This is a genomic window from Streptomyces sp. NPDC008092 (genome assembly GCF_042957285.1).
In the GTDB taxonomy this organism is placed as follows: domain Bacteria; phylum Actinomycetota; class Actinomycetes; order Streptomycetales; family Streptomycetaceae; genus Streptomyces.
Window position 1 is genome coordinate 249,263 of sequence record NZ_JBIBHY010000015.1, and the last position, 15,583, is coordinate 264,845.

The following is a 15,583-nucleotide window of genomic DNA, read 5'->3' on the forward strand; positions in this document are numbered from 1 at the left end:
GCGCAGCCCGCGGACTGCCGGAGGGTGACCAGGAGTTCGAAGCCCATGGCGTTCGGCAGCTCCGCCCGGACCGTCGGAGCGGGTGCGTGGTGACGTCGGACGCCGGACGGAAGGGCGGGTCGCCGCCCAGTCATGTCCGTTTATCAGCGCAGCCATCCGAATCTTCTGGAATCTGCAATTCCGGGCTCTGGCCACTGCCCCCCGCAGCCTGGTCGGCCACATACGGTCAAAGACATCCGCATGCCGCGTGGCCCTGTACCGGGCGAAGATTTCCCAGACAATGAAGAAGGCACCGAGAATCACCTCGCCAGTCCGTATCACAGGCCGATCAGACCGATCACCCCGGCTGCCGTTCCGGCGAGAACGGCAACCGCCGGGAAAAGCCACTCGTCACGGACCGTCAAAATCTTGAGATTGCCGCCCAGTTGAACCGAGACTTTGCGGATGGCCTCGTACCCGGCCTCTTGGGCCCCGACGGGATTGGGCACGACGAGCGTTTCCGCACGCGGTACGACCGCGCAGGTTCCCAGTCGCCGGAACAGCGCAGTCACAGCGCAGAGCAGCGCCGTGACGAGCCACAGGCCATAGCCGCTCCAGTCCATCTTTTCTGTCCGCGCCCAGTAACTCGCACAGCCGATCGTCGCGGCTGCCACACCGACGGCGATACAGGCTCCGGCCGAGACCACCGGGCAGCTTGGACCACCAAGACCGGCCCACCCCGCCGACGGGGTGAGTGTTTACACGCGGCCGGAGGCTCCCGCCACACGGCGGGGGCCTTCTGGGTTACTTCGGGACAGACACTCCACGTGAAGGTCCGCCTTCTTCGACGCCTCCCCCTTTACACTTTCGCCGTCACACAGCGTGAGGGATAAAGTGAGAAGCGTAAACGAAATGCTGCGATCGCAGCGGCCCTTTGTTCTGCGCGCGGCTCTGATCACCGCGCTCGTCGTACAGTCGGCCGCACTCATCGCCCAGGACTCGGAGATCGACTCCCTACGGGCACAGCACATGGACCTGCAGGGCCATCAGGTCGAGGTCGGTCCGTCCGGCCCGCCCGGCCCCGAAGGCCCGTCCGGCCCCGTCGGCCCGCCCGGCACGAACGGCAAGGACGGCAAGGACGGACAGGACGGACAGAACGGCACGAACGGACTTGACGGGAGGCAAGGCAAGGACGGCAAGGACGGCAAGGACGGTCAGAACGGCCAGAACGCCGTCGCCACTCCGAGGCCGACCGGGACCAGCACCGGCTGAGCCCCGGGACCAACAGGGAACACCGCGTACGGGGCCCTCCCGGGCCCCGTACACCCCCACTCCCCCGTGGTCCGCACCACCGGACGGGACCGGCCACCACCGCAGAGGGCAGCACCGGACGGACATCCGGGCGCGCGCACCGCTCGCCGGGACAGCAGGGTCACGACGGACGCACGGCCGCAGAGGCCGCTCCGCGACAGACATCCCAGGAGAAGGCCCGCCTTCTCCGACGCCTCGCCATCCAGACTTTCGCCGTCACACAGCGTGAGAGACATCGTGAGAAACGTAAAGGAATTGCTGCGTAGACCGTGGCGCCCCCTGCTGTTCGGCGCCGTGCTGACCACCGCGCTCGTCGGGCAGTCGGCCGCGCTCGTCGTCCATCAGATGCAGATCGACGACATGTGGACGCAGAACATCGACCTCCAGGGCTACTACTCCGACCCCGGCCCCTCCGGCCCGCCGGGCCCCTCCGGTCCCCCCGGCCCGCGCGGCCCCTCCGGCCCGCCCGGAAAGAACGGCAGGCCCGGCCGGGAAGGGAGAGAGGGATTCGACGGGAGAGACGGGAAGGACGGCCACAACGGAAGGAAGGGGCACCGGGGAAGGGCCGGCGAGGACGGCAAGGTCGTCTGAGAACACGGCCGCGCCGCACGTCTGCCGGCGGCGCGCGGGCCGTGCGCTCGGGCACCCGGAGGCAAAGCCCCGCCGGTCCTGACGCGATCGGCTACAGCCGGGCGCCGATTCCGGTCAGCGCCCGGACCTCCATCTCCGCCTGCTTGTCCGGATCCGCGGGACGCCTGCTGAGCACGGTGCCCAGGTATCCGCACAGGAACGAGAGCGGAATCGACACGACGCCGGGGTTCATGAGCGGGAACCAGTGGAAGTCGACGCTCTTGACGATCGACGCGGGAGTACCGGAGACCGCGGGCGAGAAGACGATGAGCACGAGGCAGGACACCAGGCCGCCGTAGATGCTCCAGAGCGTCCCCGAGGTGTTGAAGCGTTTCCAGTACAGCGTGTAGAGCATCGTCGGCAGATTGGCGGACGCGGCGAGCGCCAGGGCCAGCGACACGAGGAACGCGACGTTCTGGCCGTCGGCCACGATGCCGCCGACGATCGCCAGCAGGCCGACCACGACCGCCGTCAGGCGGGCGACCCGGATCTCGGACCGGGGATCGGCCTTGCCGTGCCGTATCACGTTGGCGTAGACGTCATGGGCGAACGAAGCCGAAGCGGCCAGCGTCAGACCGGCCACGACCGCCAGGATCGTCGCGAAGGCCACCGCCGAGACGACTCCCAGGAGCACGACCCCGCCGATGCGGAAGGCGAGCAGCGGCGCCGCGGAGTTCTCCCCGCCCGGGGCGTGCACGATCGCGTCGGAGCCGACCAGGGCGGTGGCGCCGTATCCGACGACCAGGATTCCCAGGTAGAACGTGAACATCGACCAGGAGCACCACACCACCGACCTGCGCGCCTCCTTGGCGTCGGGCACGGTGTAGAAGCGCATCAGCACGTGCGGCAGGCTGGAGATGCCGAGGACCAGCGACAGTGCCAGCGAGACGAACTCCAGCCGGCTCGTGCCGTTCTGGCCGTACAGGCTGCCCGGCTCCAGCAGCCGCTCGCCCAACGGACTGTTCTGCGTGGCCTGGTGGAGGAGCGCCGAGAAGCTGAATCCGAACTTGCCGATGATGAACACGCTGATGAAGGTCACGCAGACCAGGAGCAGGCCGGCCTTGATGATCTGCACCCAGGTCGTGCCCTTCATCCCGCCCACCAGCACGTAGAGAAGCATGACGACGCCCACGCCGCTGATGAGGAGTGCCTGCCCGCCCCTGGTGTGCACGTCGAGCAGCAGGGCGACCAGCCCGCCGGCGCCGGCCATCTGGGCGAGCATGTAGAAGAACGTGATCACCAGGGTCGCGTTGGCCGCCGCGGCCCGCACCGGGCGCTGCCGCATCCGGAAGGCCATCACGTCGCCCACGGTGAACCGCCCGGTGTTGCGCAGCCTCTCACCGATGAGCAGAAGAGCGACCAGCCAGGCGACGAGCCATCCGACGGAGTAGAGGAACCCGTCGTAGCCATGGACGGCGATCGCCCCGGAGATTCCCAGGAAGGAGGCCGCGGAGAGGAAGTCCCCGGACATCGCGATGCCGTTCTGCACACCGGTGAAGGCGCTGCCCGCGGCGTAGTAGTCGGACGCCGTCTGGTTTCTGTTGGTGACCCTGTAGACGATGAACAGCGTGATGATGACGAAAATAAGGAAAACGCACAGATTGAGCGTGGGGCTGCCGGTCGCCCCGGCGGCGATCTGCCGTGTCATTCCTCGTCGACCCCCACCACCTCGCGAATCCTGGCCACTTCCGGATCAAGCTTCTTCCCGGCGAAACGCCGGTACGCCAGGACGATCGCGATCGTGGACGCGAACTGCATGAGACCGAGGACGGTGCCCATGTTGATTTCGCCCGCCACCTTGCGGCTCATGAACCCGTGGGCGTAGGCGGAAAGCAGTGCGAACGTCATGTACCAGCAGAAGAAGAGCGCGCTCATCGGGAAGACGAACAGCCGGAGCCGTCTGCGCAGCCGGGCGAACTCCTCGCTCTGCTGAATCGCGGAGTAGTCGGGCCCGCCTTCGTGACGCAGCCCGGTGAACTCCCGCCCGGCGGACCGCTCGGACTCTTCGGAGGCGGGCACCCCTGCCGGTCTGATCACGTTCCTCGTTCCTGGGGATCCGGGCAGGAGTACACACGGATGCTCCTGCGGCGGTGGAGAGTGTAGTGAGATACCGCGTACCGTCAACCAGCACTCCCCGAAACGGGCGTTGAGCAGCGAAACCCACAGTCCCGACACGCCCCCGAGAACCGCTCGCCCATTCGATGCCCCGAACCGTTGCGAACCGAAGACGACTTGATCCTATTTTTCCTCGGCGGTTACCAAAACGAACCACGACCACACGACGTCACCTTCCGGCCCACGAAATCTGGGGGACATGTGGGTAACGGTTTGATTCTCCGGCGGCAGGGCCGGGGAACGGCATTGTTGCCGATTGCCCGCTGCCCTAAGCTCGCCTCTGTTCCACAGCAGTTGGCAGATCGGGACACAGCGTGCGGGCACCCGGGAGAGAACACCATCGTGACAGGTCCCTGCAGGCAGGCTGTTCCGGGCACGGAGTTCATGAAATGACCGCGACCGGGGATGCGACCACGCGTCCGTTACGACCGTCGCTGTGGGCTTCGCTCGTACAGTGGCGGAACTGGCCGCTTCTCGTGAAACTGACGGCGGTCCTGGTGGTACCCGCCCTGCTCGCCGTCGGCCTGGGCGTCGTGCAGATCCATGGCGACGTCACCCGCGCCAACTCCTACGCGGACCTGCAGCGCCGGGTCAAGATGCGTGGTCAGCTGCGGACGCTGCTGGAAGCCCTGCAGACCGAACGCACGATGTCCGTCGAACGGCTGAACGCCGGCACCCCCGGCACCGCCGGCGCCGTGGACGATCCCGCCGGTCTGCGGCGGCAGACGGCGAGTGTCGACAGCGCCCGGACCGCCGTCGCCCGCACGAAGAAGCAGAGCGTCTCCCTCACGGGCGTCGCGGCGCACCGCTACCGGGACGCCATCGGCCTCCTGGCCGGTCTGCCCGCCCTGCGCGCTCAGGTGGCGTCGGGCAGTGTCGGTTCCTGGACCGCGCTCGACGACTACGGCACGATCATCACCGGACTGCTCGATCTGGACCAGGCACTGGTCAGCGGGTTCGCCACCCCGGAACTCACCCGGTCGGCAACCGCGTTGTACGACCTGGAGGCGGTCGAGGAGCAGATCCATCTCGAACACGCGATCCTGCTGCAGGCACCCGGCCGGGGCCGGCCGCCTGCCCCGGCCCTCGTCAAGGCGCTGCGGGAGGCCGACCTGCGCCTGCGGGACAGCCTCGCCGCCTTCCGGGCCGTGGCCACCCCCGCGGAGCTGAGCGACTATCGACGGACCGTCACCGGTCCCGCCGTCACCCGGCGCGCGCAGGTGGTGAGCGCCGCACTGGCCGTGCCGCCGGCGTCGGGAGCGCAGTCGGGAGCGCAGGGGAACGCCACCGCTTTCCCGCATGTCCCGGCCGACAGCTGGAACCGCGACTCGGAGACCACCGGTGCTCTCGTCGGCAAGGCGGCGGACGGCTTCCTCCGCACCATGCGGACCACGTCCGCCAGGATGCAGGACCGGACGAGCGACCAGGCGGGTCTGGCGTCCGTCATCCTCTTCGCGGTGCTGCTGCTCGCCCTCGCCGTCGGTCTCGGGATCGGCCGGCACCTGCTGCGGTCGCTGGCCCTCCTGCGCTCGACCGCACTCGACGTGGCGGAGCACCGGCTGCCCGCCGCGGTCGAGAGCATGCGCGAGGGGCGAAAGGCGAACACCGTGGTCGGCGTCGTGCCGGTGCACACCACGGAGGAGTTCGGCCAGCTCGCCAGGGCGTTCGACACCGTGCACGCCCAGGCAGTGCGACTCGCGGCGGAACAGGCCGCGCTGCGCGGTGACCTCAGGGACTCCCTGGTCAACCTCTCCCGGCGCAGCCAGAGCCTGGTGGACCGTCTGCTGCGGCTGATGGAACAGCTCGAACGGCACGAGGAGGACCCGGAGCAACTCGCCGGCCTCTTCACCCTCGATCACCTGGCGACGCGGATGCGGCGCAACAACGAGAACATGATGGTCCTGTGCGGCAGCACGCTGGTGCGCTCTTCCCGCAGTGCGGCGGTGGACACCGTGCTGAGGGGGGCGGTCTCCGAGATCGAGCACTACCAGCGCGTGCTCGTCGAGCCCGGCCCGGCGGTCGACGTGATCGGGTACGCGGCCGGTGACCTGGGGCGGCTCGTCGCCGAACTGCTCGACAACGCCACCACGTTCTCCCCGCCGCACACCCGGGTGGTCGTCGGCGGGGTCCGGGAGCCCGACGGCTCGCTGCTGATCGAGATCCAGGACGAGGGCATCGGGATGAGCGCCGGCGACCTCGCCAGGTCCAACCAGCGGGTGGCGACGGGCACCGCCGCGGACACGCCCGCGTCCCGGCAGCTGGGCCTGCTCGTGGTCGGCCGCCTGGCCGCCCGGCACGGCATCGCCGTCAGCCTCGGCGAACGGCCGGGCGCCAAGGGGCTGCGGGCGCATGTCCTCGTACCGGCGAAGCTGGTCACGGCGCAGGCGCCGGCGGCCGGCACGGACCAGCCGGACAACACCACCTCCGAACGCCCCGAACGCCCCGAGCTCCCCGAACGCCCCGCACGCCGCGACCCCTCCGAACGCCCCGCCGCCGTGCTTCCGGTGCGGCCGCGCGGCGGCCGGAAGGACACCGGTGACACGGCGTCACGCCTGCCGCGGCGGCCGTTGCCCGTCAACGCGGCGACGACAGGGCCCGTCCCGGCGGACGAGGGCGCGCCCCCGGAACCCGCCGCTCCGCCGTGGTTCACCGTGGCCGCGGCGGCAGCCGAGCCGGCGTCCGCCGACCGGCGCACGGACGAGCGCGACACGGACGAGCGCGACACGGACGAGCGCGACACGGACGAGCGCGACACGGACGAGCCCGAACGGCCGGCCGGCCTCACGGAGGCCGGGTTACCCAGAAGGGTTCCGCGTACCCGGTCCGCTCCGGCCGGGCCCGAGCGGTCCGCCACCGGGGACGGGACGGCCGAGAGTTCCAAGGCCGGCCGCGCCCGGAGTTTCCTCAGCAGCTACCAGTCGGGCATCCGTCGGACGCAGCCCGACCAGACGCACAATCCATCGGCGACGGGCAGGAAGAACCCATGACATCACCCCATTCCCCGGAGGTGGGCCAGTTCGGATGGCTGGTCACCAACTTCACGCAGCGGGTTCCCGACGTGGCGCACGCCGTGGTGATCTCGGCCGACGGACTGCTGCTCACCGCGTCGGACCAGCTGGCGGGCGACCGTGCCGAGAAGCTCTCCACCGTCGCGGCGGGTGCCGTCAGCCTGATCCAGGGTGCCGCCCACTGCCTGGACACGGGGAAGGCGCTGCGCACCGTGGTCCAGATGGAGCACGGCAACATGCTGATGATGTCGATCCGGGACGGGTCCTGTCTGGTCGCCCTGGCCGCTCCGGACTGCGAGATCGGCCAGATCGCCTACGAGATGACCGTGCTCGTCGACCAGGTCGGCGAGATGCTGACTCCGGAACTCCGCACCGAGCTGCACGAGTTCCAGCGGGCCGCGGCCCGCTAGCCCGGCGGGTGGAACGGACGGGAGAACGGACAAGGAGACCATGAGCACCGGTGAAGGACCGTCCGGCCCTCGAAGAGGCCAGGAAGCGGAGGACGAACAGACCTTCGCCGATGTGCTCAACGCGTTCAGCTTCGGCACCGCACGACGCAGGCGGAAGAGCTCCGGCATCCCTGACACCACCGACACCGCTGACACTGCTGGCACCCGTGACACCCGTGACGCTCCGCAGGCCGCGGGAGAGCCGGGGAGCGCGGAGCCGGGGGCGGCAGCGGCGTGCGTCCGTGCCTATGTGTGGACGGGCGGCCGGACCAGGTCGCACCACCACTTCGAGGTCGAGACGCTGGTCAGCTCCGCCGGTCCGGGCGGCGTGCAGGACACTGCCGCGCAGTGGGACCGCACGGTGCTCGACCTGTGCCGGGAACCGAGGTCGGTGGCCGAGGTGGCGGCGCTCGTGGCGGTGCCGCTGGGAGTGGCCAAGGTCCTCCTCGGCGACATGGCGGACCGCGGGATGATCATCGTCCACGAGACGGCGACCGACGCCGGCGCCGTCCCCGCCCAGGCCCTGATGGAGAGGGTACTGGGCGGACTGCGGCGGCTCTGACGGGTCCCTCACGCACCGTCATGATGCCGGAGCCGCACCCGGAGCAGGCGCCGGTGGATCTCCGTCCGGAGCTCCTCCTGCTCCGGCAGGCCGAGTTCGGCGGCGACGGTCAGGGCCCGGGTCCAGGTGTCCTGCGCGCGGGCGGACTCGTGGATGCTGTCGTAGCAGACGCCGAGGCGGGTCAGGCATCTGGCCTCGTGGTTGCGTTCCCCGGTGGCGTGGAAGAGTTCCGCCGCCTGGTGGTAGCAGTCCACCGCCTCGTGGTGCTGGCCGAGTTGGTGGTGGATGTGGCCCAGGCTGTCCCAGGTGTGGGCCAGCCCGTTGAAGTCCTCGGTCTCCAGGGCCAGGGCCAGGGCCTGCTGGCAGTGGCTCAGGGCACGCTGGTAGTCGCCCAGGTGCGCGAGCTGCCAGCCCATGTGGTTCAACGCGGCCGACTGGCCCGCCCGGTCACCCGCCGCGCGATAGTGCCGCAGGCTGCGCCGGGCGTGCTCCAGGGCCTGTTGGCGGTCGCCCTGCGACCCCGACAGGCGGGCGAGGTGCTGGCACGTCCGGGCCTGTCCGGCGTCGTTGCCCAGGGCGGCGAACAACTCCAGGGCCTGTGTGTAGTGTTCGCGCGCCGACGCCGGATGCTGCAACCGGTCGAGGGCCAGTCCCAGCGTGCGGTGGGCGCCGGCCTGGCCGGCGCGGTCGTCCTCCAGCAGCGCCGCCGCCATCGCCCGCCGGCCGGCGTCCTCCAGCGCCTGCCAGTAGCCGTGCCGGTCCAGGTAGGTGGTGACGACCGCGGTCAGCCGCCAGACATGGCCCTCAAAGCCCTTCGGCGCCTGGCGCACGACTTCCAGGAGCACCGTGCACTCGGCCGTGAACCAGGCCAGCGCCCGGTCGTAGTCCGCGAAGTCGCCCACGTTGGCTCCCGGCCGGGCCGCGGGCAGTTCGATCGGATTGGGCTGCGGGGTCACCAGCGCGTCGGCCGCCCGCGCGGTGTGCAGATAGTGGTCCAGCATGCGGTGCAGCGCCTCGCGCCGTACCCGCTCGTCGTCGCACTCGGCGACGAGTTCGCCCGCGTACACCCGCAGCAGGTCGTGGAACGTGTACCGGCCCGGCACCTGCTCGGCCAGCAGGTGCCCCCTGGTCAGCTCGGACAGCAGCTCCCGGGTCCGCTGCGGCGGGACTCCCGCCAGCGCGGCGATCGCGGGCAGTCCCGCGTCCGGTCCCGGATGCAGGCCGAGCAGCCGGAACAGCCGTGCCGCACCGGAGCTGAGGGCACGGTACGACCAGGAGAGGACGGCCCGCACCTGGCTCACCACCTCGCCCGCGTCCAGCGCGTCGAGCCGGTTGCGCTCCTCCCGCAACTCCCGTGCCAGCGTGCTCAGCGGCCGGTGCGGCGGGGCCGCCGCCCGTGCCGCGACCACCGCGAGCGCCAGCGGCAGGCCCGCGCACCAGGCGATGATCTCCCGCACCGCGTCGGGCTCGGCCGCCAGCCGGTCCGCCCCGATGCGTTCGGCCAGGATCCTTCCGGCCGCGTCGGGACCGAGCACGTCCACGTACAGCAGGTGGGCGCCCTCCGAGACGGCGAGTCCGGTCAGCCGGTTCCGGCTGGTCACCAGCGCCATGCAGCCCGGTGCTCCCGGCAGCAGCGGCCGTACCTGCTGCTCGTCCCAGGCGTTGTCCAGGACGACGAGGACCCGCCGCCCCGCCAGCAGGCTGCGGTACAGGCCCACCTGGGCCTCCAGGCCGGACGGGATGCGTTCCGGGCGCACGCCGAACGCGTCCAGGAACCCGCGCACCGCCTGCGTGGGAGTGACCCTCGAACTCCGGGGATCGAACCCCCGCAGGTTCACGTAGAGCTGCCCGTCGGGGAACTCGCTCGCGACCTGGCGCGCCCAGTGCACCGCGAGCGCGGTCTTCCCGACCCCCGCCATGCCGGAAACGGCCGAGATCACCACCGCGGAGGACTTTCCCCGCGCCTGGTCGAGGCTCGACACGAGCCAGGCCAGCTCCTCGTCGCGGCCGATGAAACCCCGTACCACGAGCGGGAGTTGGGCCGGAGTGACGACCGGTTCCCGCTTCGCCGGCGGCCACGGCACCGGGGCGGGCTGCGGGGACGGGGATGGGGACGGGGACGGTTCGGGCGCGGCCGGCGCGCGGGGCTCCGGCCGTGCCGGCTGCGAGGTGGCGGTCCGCAGTTCCAGGTCCGGGTCCGGGTCGGCGGACGGGAACGGGTGACCGCGGAGAATCGCCTCGTGGAGCGAGCGCAGTGCCGGTCCGGGATCCGTGCCCACCTCCTCCGCCAGACACCGCCGTACGTCGGCGAAACAGTCCAGTGCCTCCGCGCTGCGACCGCTGCCGTGCAGGGCCCGCATCAGCATCTCGGCCAGCGACTCCGTCAGCGGGTACTGGGCCAGCAGGTCGGTGAGGGGGCCGATGACCGCGTCGGGGTCGCCGCGGCGCAACTCGATCCGGGACCAGCCGACCGCGGCGTCCACCTGCTGCCGCCGCCATGTCTCCCGCATCCGCGCCGCCCACTGCCCGTGCAGTCCGCTCAGCGGCTCCCCGCGCCACAGGCCGAGCGCCTCACGCAGGAGCGCGGCCTTCGTGTCGTCCGGCAGCTCCGGCTCCTGGGCGCGGTCGACCAGTTGCCGGAACAGGTGCACGTCCACCTGCTCGGGGTCGGCGTCGAGCACGTAGCCGCTCGAACGGCGCACCAGGCGCAACGGCCGCGTGCCACGGTCGGTCGCCTGCATGCACACCTGCCGGATTCTGGCGATGTGGGCGTGCACGGCCCGGCGCGCCGCGTTCGGCGGGTCGGCGTCCCAGACCCGGTCGATGAGCGTGGCCACCCCGACGGGCCGGCCTGTCTCCACGGCCAGCGCGGCCATCACCGTACGGCGCTGCGGAGGTCCCACCTCCGCCATCTGCCCCCCGACCGACAGTTCCACAGGCCCCAATAAGTGCACGTGCACCATGCTGTTCGCTCCCCTGCCCCCCGGCGCCTGATCCCATCTTTCACCGTCGCCCGTAATTTCCGACAGGCATTCGACAACGTTTCGGCACATGGCCGGATGCGAGCCTTCTGACGTACTGCCGGACCGGAGTTCCATGCGCGCAACGGGGGTGAAGGGCTTGAACGGACGCGGCGGGACCGGTGCGGACGCACCGCACAGGACGGGGAGACGGGAAGCTGCCGGGGCACTGGCCACGGTGGCGGTGGCCGGCGCGGCGAGCGCGGTGCCGTCGGCGGCGGTGGCCATGGCCCCGGCGCCGGGCGCCGCCGGCCGCAGTGTGCTGGAAGGCGCCTTCGGGCTCCTTGAGGCGGTGGAGCGGGCCGGGGAGGCGGGGCCGACGAGGCTGGCGGCGGAGTGCGGACTGCCGAAGTCGACCGCCCACCGGCTCCTTGAGCAGCTGGCGGAGCTGGGCGCGGTGGAACGGCACGGCGGCAACTACCGGATGGGGCCGCAGATGTTCCGCCTCGGGCACCGGTGGCAGCCCTACCCCGGGCTGCGGTCCGTCGCGCCGCAGCCGATGCGCGGCCTGGCAGAGCTCACGGGGGCCGGCGTGGGAATCTGCGTGCTGTGGAAGGGGCAGACACTGGTCCTGGAATGGGTGTCCGGCACGGGAGCCGGGCAACCGGTCGTCTGCCGGCCCGGGACGATCTGGCCGTGGCGGTCGGCGCCGGGCAAGGTGCTGATGGCCGCGGCCGGCCCCGCCGCCCTGCCGGGCCCGCCCGACCCCTCCTGGGCGCGGGAGGCCGCCGGTATCAGGGCCCGCGGCGCCGCCTTCGACCGGGAGGAGCTGGTGCCGGGGGTGTGCTGCGCGGCCGTACCGCTGCGCGGGCAGCCGGGGCGGGCGCCGCTGGCGTCCCTGTGCGCCGTGACCGATCCGGCGCACCATCTGGAACGGATCGCCCAGGCCGCCGCGCGCACCGCCCAGGTCATCAGCACGAGGTTGCGGGGACGGTGACCGGGGACCGCCGGGGGGCTCCGGAGCAGGGTCCGCCGTCGCTGTGGCGGAACCGGGACCACAACCTGTGGTGGTCCGGTACCGCCGTGTCCGCGCTGGGCACCAGCGTCTCCAGGCTGGCGTTCCCGCTGCTGGTGCTGGCCGCCACCGGGTCCGCCGCGGCGGCCGGCGTGGTCGGGACGTGCGCGAGCGCCGGACTGGCCGCGGGCCTGCTCCCGGCCGGCGTGGTCGCCGACCGCTGCTCGCGCCGGGCGCTGCTGGTGGAAGCCTCCCTGATCCAGCTCACCGTGATGGCAGCCGTCTGCTGGCAGGTGGCCGTCGGACACCTGTGGTTGCCGCTGATCGCCTTCCTCGCGCTGGTGCAGGGCCTGGCGTCCGCGGTGTTCGCCGGTGCGGCGGCGCCGCTGGTGCGCCGGATCGTCCCGGGGGCGCAGCTCAGGACCGCCTTCGCCCGGGCCGAAGTGCGCGACCAGAGCACCCAGTTGGCCGGGGCGCCGCTCGGCGGCACGCTGTTCGCGCTGGCCCGCTGGGCGCCGTTCCTCGCGGACGCCCTGTCGTACGCCGCCGTCACCCTGGCCTGTCTTCTGATCCGTACGCCGATGGGACCGGACCCGGCCGAACGGGCCGCCCGCCGCCCGCCGTTGCGCCGGGACCTGCTTGCCGGTCTCGTGTTCGTCAGGGGCGTGCCGTTCCTGCGGTACACGCTGCTGTGGTCGGCGCTGATGAACCTGCTCATCACCGGGACCGGCTTCATGTTCATCGTGACGCTGCGTCAGCACGGCGCCTCGTCCTCGGAGATCGGTTCCGCCGAGGGGATCGCGACGGCGTGCGGGCTGGGCGGCGCGCTCGCCTCCGGGTGGGTCGTGCGGCGGGTCGGCGGCCACCGCCTCGTCCTGCTCGTCTCCTGGATGCTCGTGTGCGGTGTCGCCGGGCTCGTCCCGCTGGCCGGCCGGCCCTGGGCGGCCGGCCTCTGCCTCGGCGCGAGCATCGTGCTGCTCACCCCGCTCAACGCCGTCTTCGGGGCGGCCATGGTGGCCATGGTCCCCGACGCCATGGCCGCGCGGGTTCTGACGTCGGTCAACATGGCCGTGCAGTCCTGCGGCTGGCTCGCCCCCGTGCTCTGCGGGGCACTGGCCGACGCCTTCGGCGTCCGGGCTCCGCTGATCGTCATCGCCGCCGGTCTGGCCCTGCTCGCGGCCGCCAACCATCTGGTGCCGGCCATGGGCCAGTTGGACAGGATCGGGGCGGACGGAATCGGTACGGACGGAGTCGGTACGGACGGGATGGACGAGGGCGGGACGGGCGGGGGCGGGACAGGTGCCCCCGGTGCCGACGCCGGTGTCGCGGGGTCTCGCGCCGACCCCGACGAGCGTCTCGCCCGATGAGCGGGACGCGTCGCCCCGCTGTCACGCCGGCCGGCGCCACGGCGTCAGCCGGCCCTGGACGCCCCGACGACCACGCAGGTGTAGTGCGTGCGTATCCCGCCGCCCTCCTCGGCATCGAGATACGAGGCCACCGCGCGCAGCAGGCGGCGCCGGGTGGCCCACGGCAGGGCCAGGTGACGGCTCTCGGTGCCGAGGAGCGCGCAGAACTCCCGGGAGGTGAGCCGGCTCTGCCAGGGCACCGCGGTCTTCGTCACGGCGAAGCCGTGGGAGCGCAGTTCCTCGGCGTACGCGTCGGCGTCGGCCTCCGAGAGGTCCTTCCGGCCGCCCCGCCCGACCGGCAGCCCGTCCGGCAGGACGGCCGCGTAGACCCGGGCCAGGCCGGCCCCGGCGGACGCCGCGTAGGACCCGAAGTTCCAGGCGAGCAGGATGCGCCCGGCCGGGCCGAGCAACCGCGCCGCCTTGGCCGTACGGTCGCCGGCGTGCAGCCAGTGCCACGCCTGGCCGCAGGCCACCAGGTCGAACGTCCGGTCGCGCGGGTCCCAGGCCTCGAAGGTGCCGACCTCGACGGCGAGCCCGTGCGCCGCGGCGACGGCCGCCATCCGCGGATCGGGCTCGACACCGGTGACCCGGTGGCCGAGGGCGGTCAGCGCGCCGGCCAGCTTGCCCGTTCCGCAGCCGACGTCCAGCGCGGTCCCGGGAGGCCCGCCGCCCAGGGCCGCCCAGGCCTCGGCGAGGGCCCGCTCGGGATAGCCGGGGCGCAGCCGGTCGTAGTCGCGCGCACGGGCCCCGAAGCTCGTGGGTGCCCCGGAGCGCACCGCGCGGTTCCTCATGTCCATCCTCCGGTCAGGGTCGCGAACGTGTGCGGCGGCAGGAAGAGCACATAGGTGCCCACCGAGGCGAGGCTGAAGGGCACCAGCCGCTTCGGCAGCATCGCGGTGAAGGCGGCGTGGGTGAGCAGCCCGAGCAGCGCCCCCACGGCCCAGGTGGCCGGGATGACCAGCAGCACGGGCAGGGCGGCCTCCACGGCGATCGTCGCCAGGGACGGGAGGCGCCAGCGGCGGGCGACGAGGGACGGCTCGTCGGTGGCGAACCGGCGGGTGAACCAGTCGGGAAGGTAGTACTCGCGACGCCCGTCGGGCAGCTCCCCGCGCAGTGCCGTGAGCTGTTCGAAGACCTTCTGCAGGGTGTCCCCGCTGGTGAACTGGGGGGAGGCCGCCTTGAACCAGGCGCTGCTCCAGTACAGCTGGAACACCAGCACCACCACGGCGAGCTGCGGCCAGGACAGGCCCCCGCCGCCGGGCACCCGGGACGGATCGAGGAAGGCGGCCGGGGACGGGGCGTCCAGCAGCGACTGGAGGCTCAGATAGGCGTCGGTTCCCCGGGCGAAGACGAAGGGGAGGCACATCGTCCCCAGGAACACGGTGTTGAACTTGCGGTCGAAAGTGAACTCGTACATGCACCAGGCCGCCACCGTCGCCGCCGCGAGCGGGGTGAGCACCCCCGCGAACAGGCACAGCGCCGCCACCGCGCGGGCGGCGTAGAACACCTTGTAGGCGGTCGGGCTCAGCAGCAGTTTCACCGCCATCTCGTCCCGCTCGTAGCGCCACCGCACCAACGACCTGGGGTGGTCGTCGAAGAACCGTGCCATGCCGAACACGTGGTCGGCGATGATCTTCCACACCAGTGCCGTGCCCAGGATCAGACGGAAGCAGCACAGCGCCGGGCCGGCCGTGGTGCCGTGCACCGCCAGCAGGTCAGACACGGACGACCCGGCCGTCCCTGACCGCGATCCGCATCCGGTCGAAGGGCATCAGGACCACCCCTTCCCCGGTCACCCGGAGGCCGTGCACCTCGTCGAGGTAGCGCACCAGGGAGTCCAGCGCGTCGAGGGAGCCGAAGTGGTCCTGGCGCAGCTCGTACTCCCACGGGCAGACCGGCCGCCCGTCGCGCACGTCGTGCAGCCGGACCCGGTAGGCCCAGATGTGGGAGAACATCGCCCAGGAGCCGAACGAGCCCGGCGCGGTGCAGAACCCGCGCCACACCAGCCAGGCCACGGCCCCGCAGGCGAGGATCCCCGCGGCGATGTCATTGACCACGGCGTTTCCTCCATGTCCTGTGACGTCCCGTGATGCTCCGTTACGTGCCGTGCCGTGCTGCCCTGCGATGTCCTGCGACTCTGGCGGGTAC

At 71.8% G+C, this 15,583-nt stretch carries 14 protein-coding genes; 7 read left to right on the forward strand and 7 right to left on the reverse strand.

Annotated elements, in window-relative coordinates; all coding sequences use genetic code 11:
* Positions 1 to 317: 317 nt before the first annotated feature.
* Entirely contained in the window at positions 318 to 653 is a 336-nt protein-coding gene (locus tag ACFZB3_RS39280) for a hypothetical protein (RefSeq protein ID WP_391385297.1), read from the reverse strand.
* A gap of 238 nt (positions 654 to 891) precedes the next feature.
* On the opposite strand from ACFZB3_RS39280, the gene ACFZB3_RS39285 reads away from it, so the two are divergent.
* Positions 892 to 1,251: a hypothetical protein gene (locus ACFZB3_RS39285; RefSeq protein ID WP_391385300.1), complete on the forward strand. Its 360-nt coding sequence runs from the start codon at positions 892 to 894 to the stop codon at positions 1,249 to 1,251.
* Between the two features lie 294 nt (positions 1,252 to 1,545).
* Positions 1,546 to 1,881, forward strand: coding sequence for a hypothetical protein (locus tag ACFZB3_RS39290; RefSeq protein WP_391385303.1), 336 nt, complete (start codon positions 1,546 to 1,548; stop codon positions 1,879 to 1,881).
* A 91-nt stretch (positions 1,882 to 1,972) separates the two neighbouring features.
* Here ACFZB3_RS39290 and ACFZB3_RS39295 read toward each other — a convergent pair whose 3' ends face one another.
* Together ACFZB3_RS39295 and ACFZB3_RS39300 are read right to left on the reverse strand one after the other, a co-directional pair.
* Positions 1,973 to 3,568, reverse strand: coding sequence for a cation acetate symporter (locus tag ACFZB3_RS39295; protein WP_391385305.1), 1,596 nt, complete (start codon positions 3,566 to 3,568; stop codon positions 1,973 to 1,975).
* Positions 3,565 to 3,957 (reverse strand): DUF485 domain-containing protein, encoded by a 393-nt coding sequence (locus tag ACFZB3_RS39300; protein ID WP_391385308.1) that lies wholly within the window; start codon positions 3,955 to 3,957, stop codon positions 3,565 to 3,567. The genes ACFZB3_RS39295 and ACFZB3_RS39300 overlap by 4 nt, the downstream gene beginning before the upstream one ends.
* 554 nt (positions 3,958 to 4,511) lie before the next feature.
* Here ACFZB3_RS39300 and ACFZB3_RS39305 point away from each other — a divergent pair.
* Genes ACFZB3_RS39305 through ACFZB3_RS39315 form a run of 3 tightly spaced genes read left to right on the forward strand, consistent with a single transcriptional unit; the run spans position 4,512 to position 8,054 of the window.
* Positions 4,512 to 7,022 carry a nitrate- and nitrite sensing domain-containing protein gene (locus tag ACFZB3_RS39305; RefSeq protein ID WP_391385311.1) on the forward strand — a complete coding sequence of 837 codons (2,511 nt, stop codon included), beginning with the start codon at positions 4,512 to 4,514 and terminating at the stop codon, positions 7,020 to 7,022.
* Positions 7,019 to 7,453: a roadblock/LC7 domain-containing protein gene (locus tag ACFZB3_RS39310; RefSeq protein ID WP_391385315.1), complete on the forward strand. Its 435-nt coding sequence runs from the start codon at positions 7,019 to 7,021 to the stop codon at positions 7,451 to 7,453. The genes ACFZB3_RS39305 and ACFZB3_RS39310 overlap by 4 nt, the downstream gene beginning before the upstream one ends.
* Before the next feature lie 40 nt (positions 7,454 to 7,493).
* Positions 7,494 to 8,054: a DUF742 domain-containing protein gene (locus tag ACFZB3_RS39315; RefSeq protein ID WP_391385318.1), complete on the forward strand. Its 561-nt coding sequence runs from the start codon at positions 7,494 to 7,496 to the stop codon at positions 8,052 to 8,054.
* Between the two features lie 8 nt (positions 8,055 to 8,062).
* On the opposite strand, the gene ACFZB3_RS39320 is transcribed toward ACFZB3_RS39315, so the two are convergent.
* Positions 8,063 to 11,017 carry a BTAD domain-containing putative transcriptional regulator gene (locus tag ACFZB3_RS39320; protein ID WP_391385321.1) on the reverse strand — a complete coding sequence of 985 codons (2,955 nt, stop codon included), beginning with the start codon at positions 11,015 to 11,017 and terminating at the stop codon, positions 8,063 to 8,065.
* Between the two features lie 157 nt (positions 11,018 to 11,174).
* Between ACFZB3_RS39320 and ACFZB3_RS39325 the strand changes: the two genes are divergently transcribed.
* A complete protein-coding gene (locus ACFZB3_RS39325) occupies positions 11,175 to 12,011 on the forward strand; it encodes a helix-turn-helix domain-containing protein (protein ID WP_391385324.1) in 837 nt (278 codons plus the stop codon).
* Positions 12,008 to 13,396 carry an MFS transporter gene (locus ACFZB3_RS39330; protein WP_391385328.1) on the forward strand — a complete coding sequence of 463 codons (1,389 nt, stop codon included), beginning with the start codon at positions 12,008 to 12,010 and terminating at the stop codon, positions 13,394 to 13,396. The genes ACFZB3_RS39325 and ACFZB3_RS39330 overlap by 4 nt, the downstream gene beginning before the upstream one ends.
* Before the next feature lie 44 nt (positions 13,397 to 13,440).
* Here ACFZB3_RS39330 and ACFZB3_RS39335 read toward each other — a convergent pair whose 3' ends face one another.
* From ACFZB3_RS39335 to ACFZB3_RS39345, 3 genes are read right to left on the reverse strand one after another with little or no spacing between them, the layout of a single operon-like run.
* The gene (locus ACFZB3_RS39335; RefSeq protein ID WP_391385332.1) at positions 13,441 to 14,226 is read right to left on the reverse strand and encodes a methyltransferase domain-containing protein; all 786 of its coding nucleotides are present in this window, start codon (positions 14,224 to 14,226) and stop codon (positions 13,441 to 13,443) included.
* Positions 14,223 to 15,158, reverse strand: a complete 936-nt coding sequence (locus ACFZB3_RS39340; protein WP_391385335.1) for a hypothetical protein — start codon at positions 15,156 to 15,158, stop codon at positions 14,223 to 14,225. Before ACFZB3_RS39340 ends, ACFZB3_RS39335 begins: the two co-directional genes overlap by 4 nt.
* Positions 15,151 to 15,492 (reverse strand): hypothetical protein, encoded by a 342-nt coding sequence (locus ACFZB3_RS39345; RefSeq protein ID WP_391385338.1) that lies wholly within the window; start codon positions 15,490 to 15,492, stop codon positions 15,151 to 15,153. The genes ACFZB3_RS39340 and ACFZB3_RS39345 overlap by 8 nt, the downstream gene beginning before the upstream one ends.
* Positions 15,493 to 15,583: the final 91 nt, after the last annotated feature.

Excerpts from the sequence above, each read along its gene's own strand:
- ACFZB3_RS39320 (WP_391385321.1), bottom strand. The coding sequence starts at position 11,017 with ATGGTGCACGTGCACTTATTGGGGCCTGTGGAACTGTCGGTCGGGGGG.
- ACFZB3_RS39315 (WP_391385318.1), top strand. The coding sequence starts at position 7,494 with ATGAGCACCGGTGAAGGACCGTCCGGCCCTCGAAGAGGCCAGGAAGCG.
- ACFZB3_RS39285 (WP_391385300.1), top strand. The coding sequence starts at position 892 with ATGCTGCGATCGCAGCGGCCCTTTGTTCTGCGCGCGGCTCTGATCACC.
- ACFZB3_RS39295 (WP_391385305.1), bottom strand. The coding sequence starts at position 3,568 with ATGACACGGCAGATCGCCGCCGGGGCGACCGGCAGCCCCACGCTCAAT.
- ACFZB3_RS39335 (WP_391385332.1), bottom strand. The coding sequence starts at position 14,226 with ATGAGGAACCGCGCGGTGCGCTCCGGGGCACCCACGAGCTTCGGGGCC.
- ACFZB3_RS39310 (WP_391385315.1), top strand. The coding sequence starts at position 7,019 with ATGACATCACCCCATTCCCCGGAGGTGGGCCAGTTCGGATGGCTGGTC.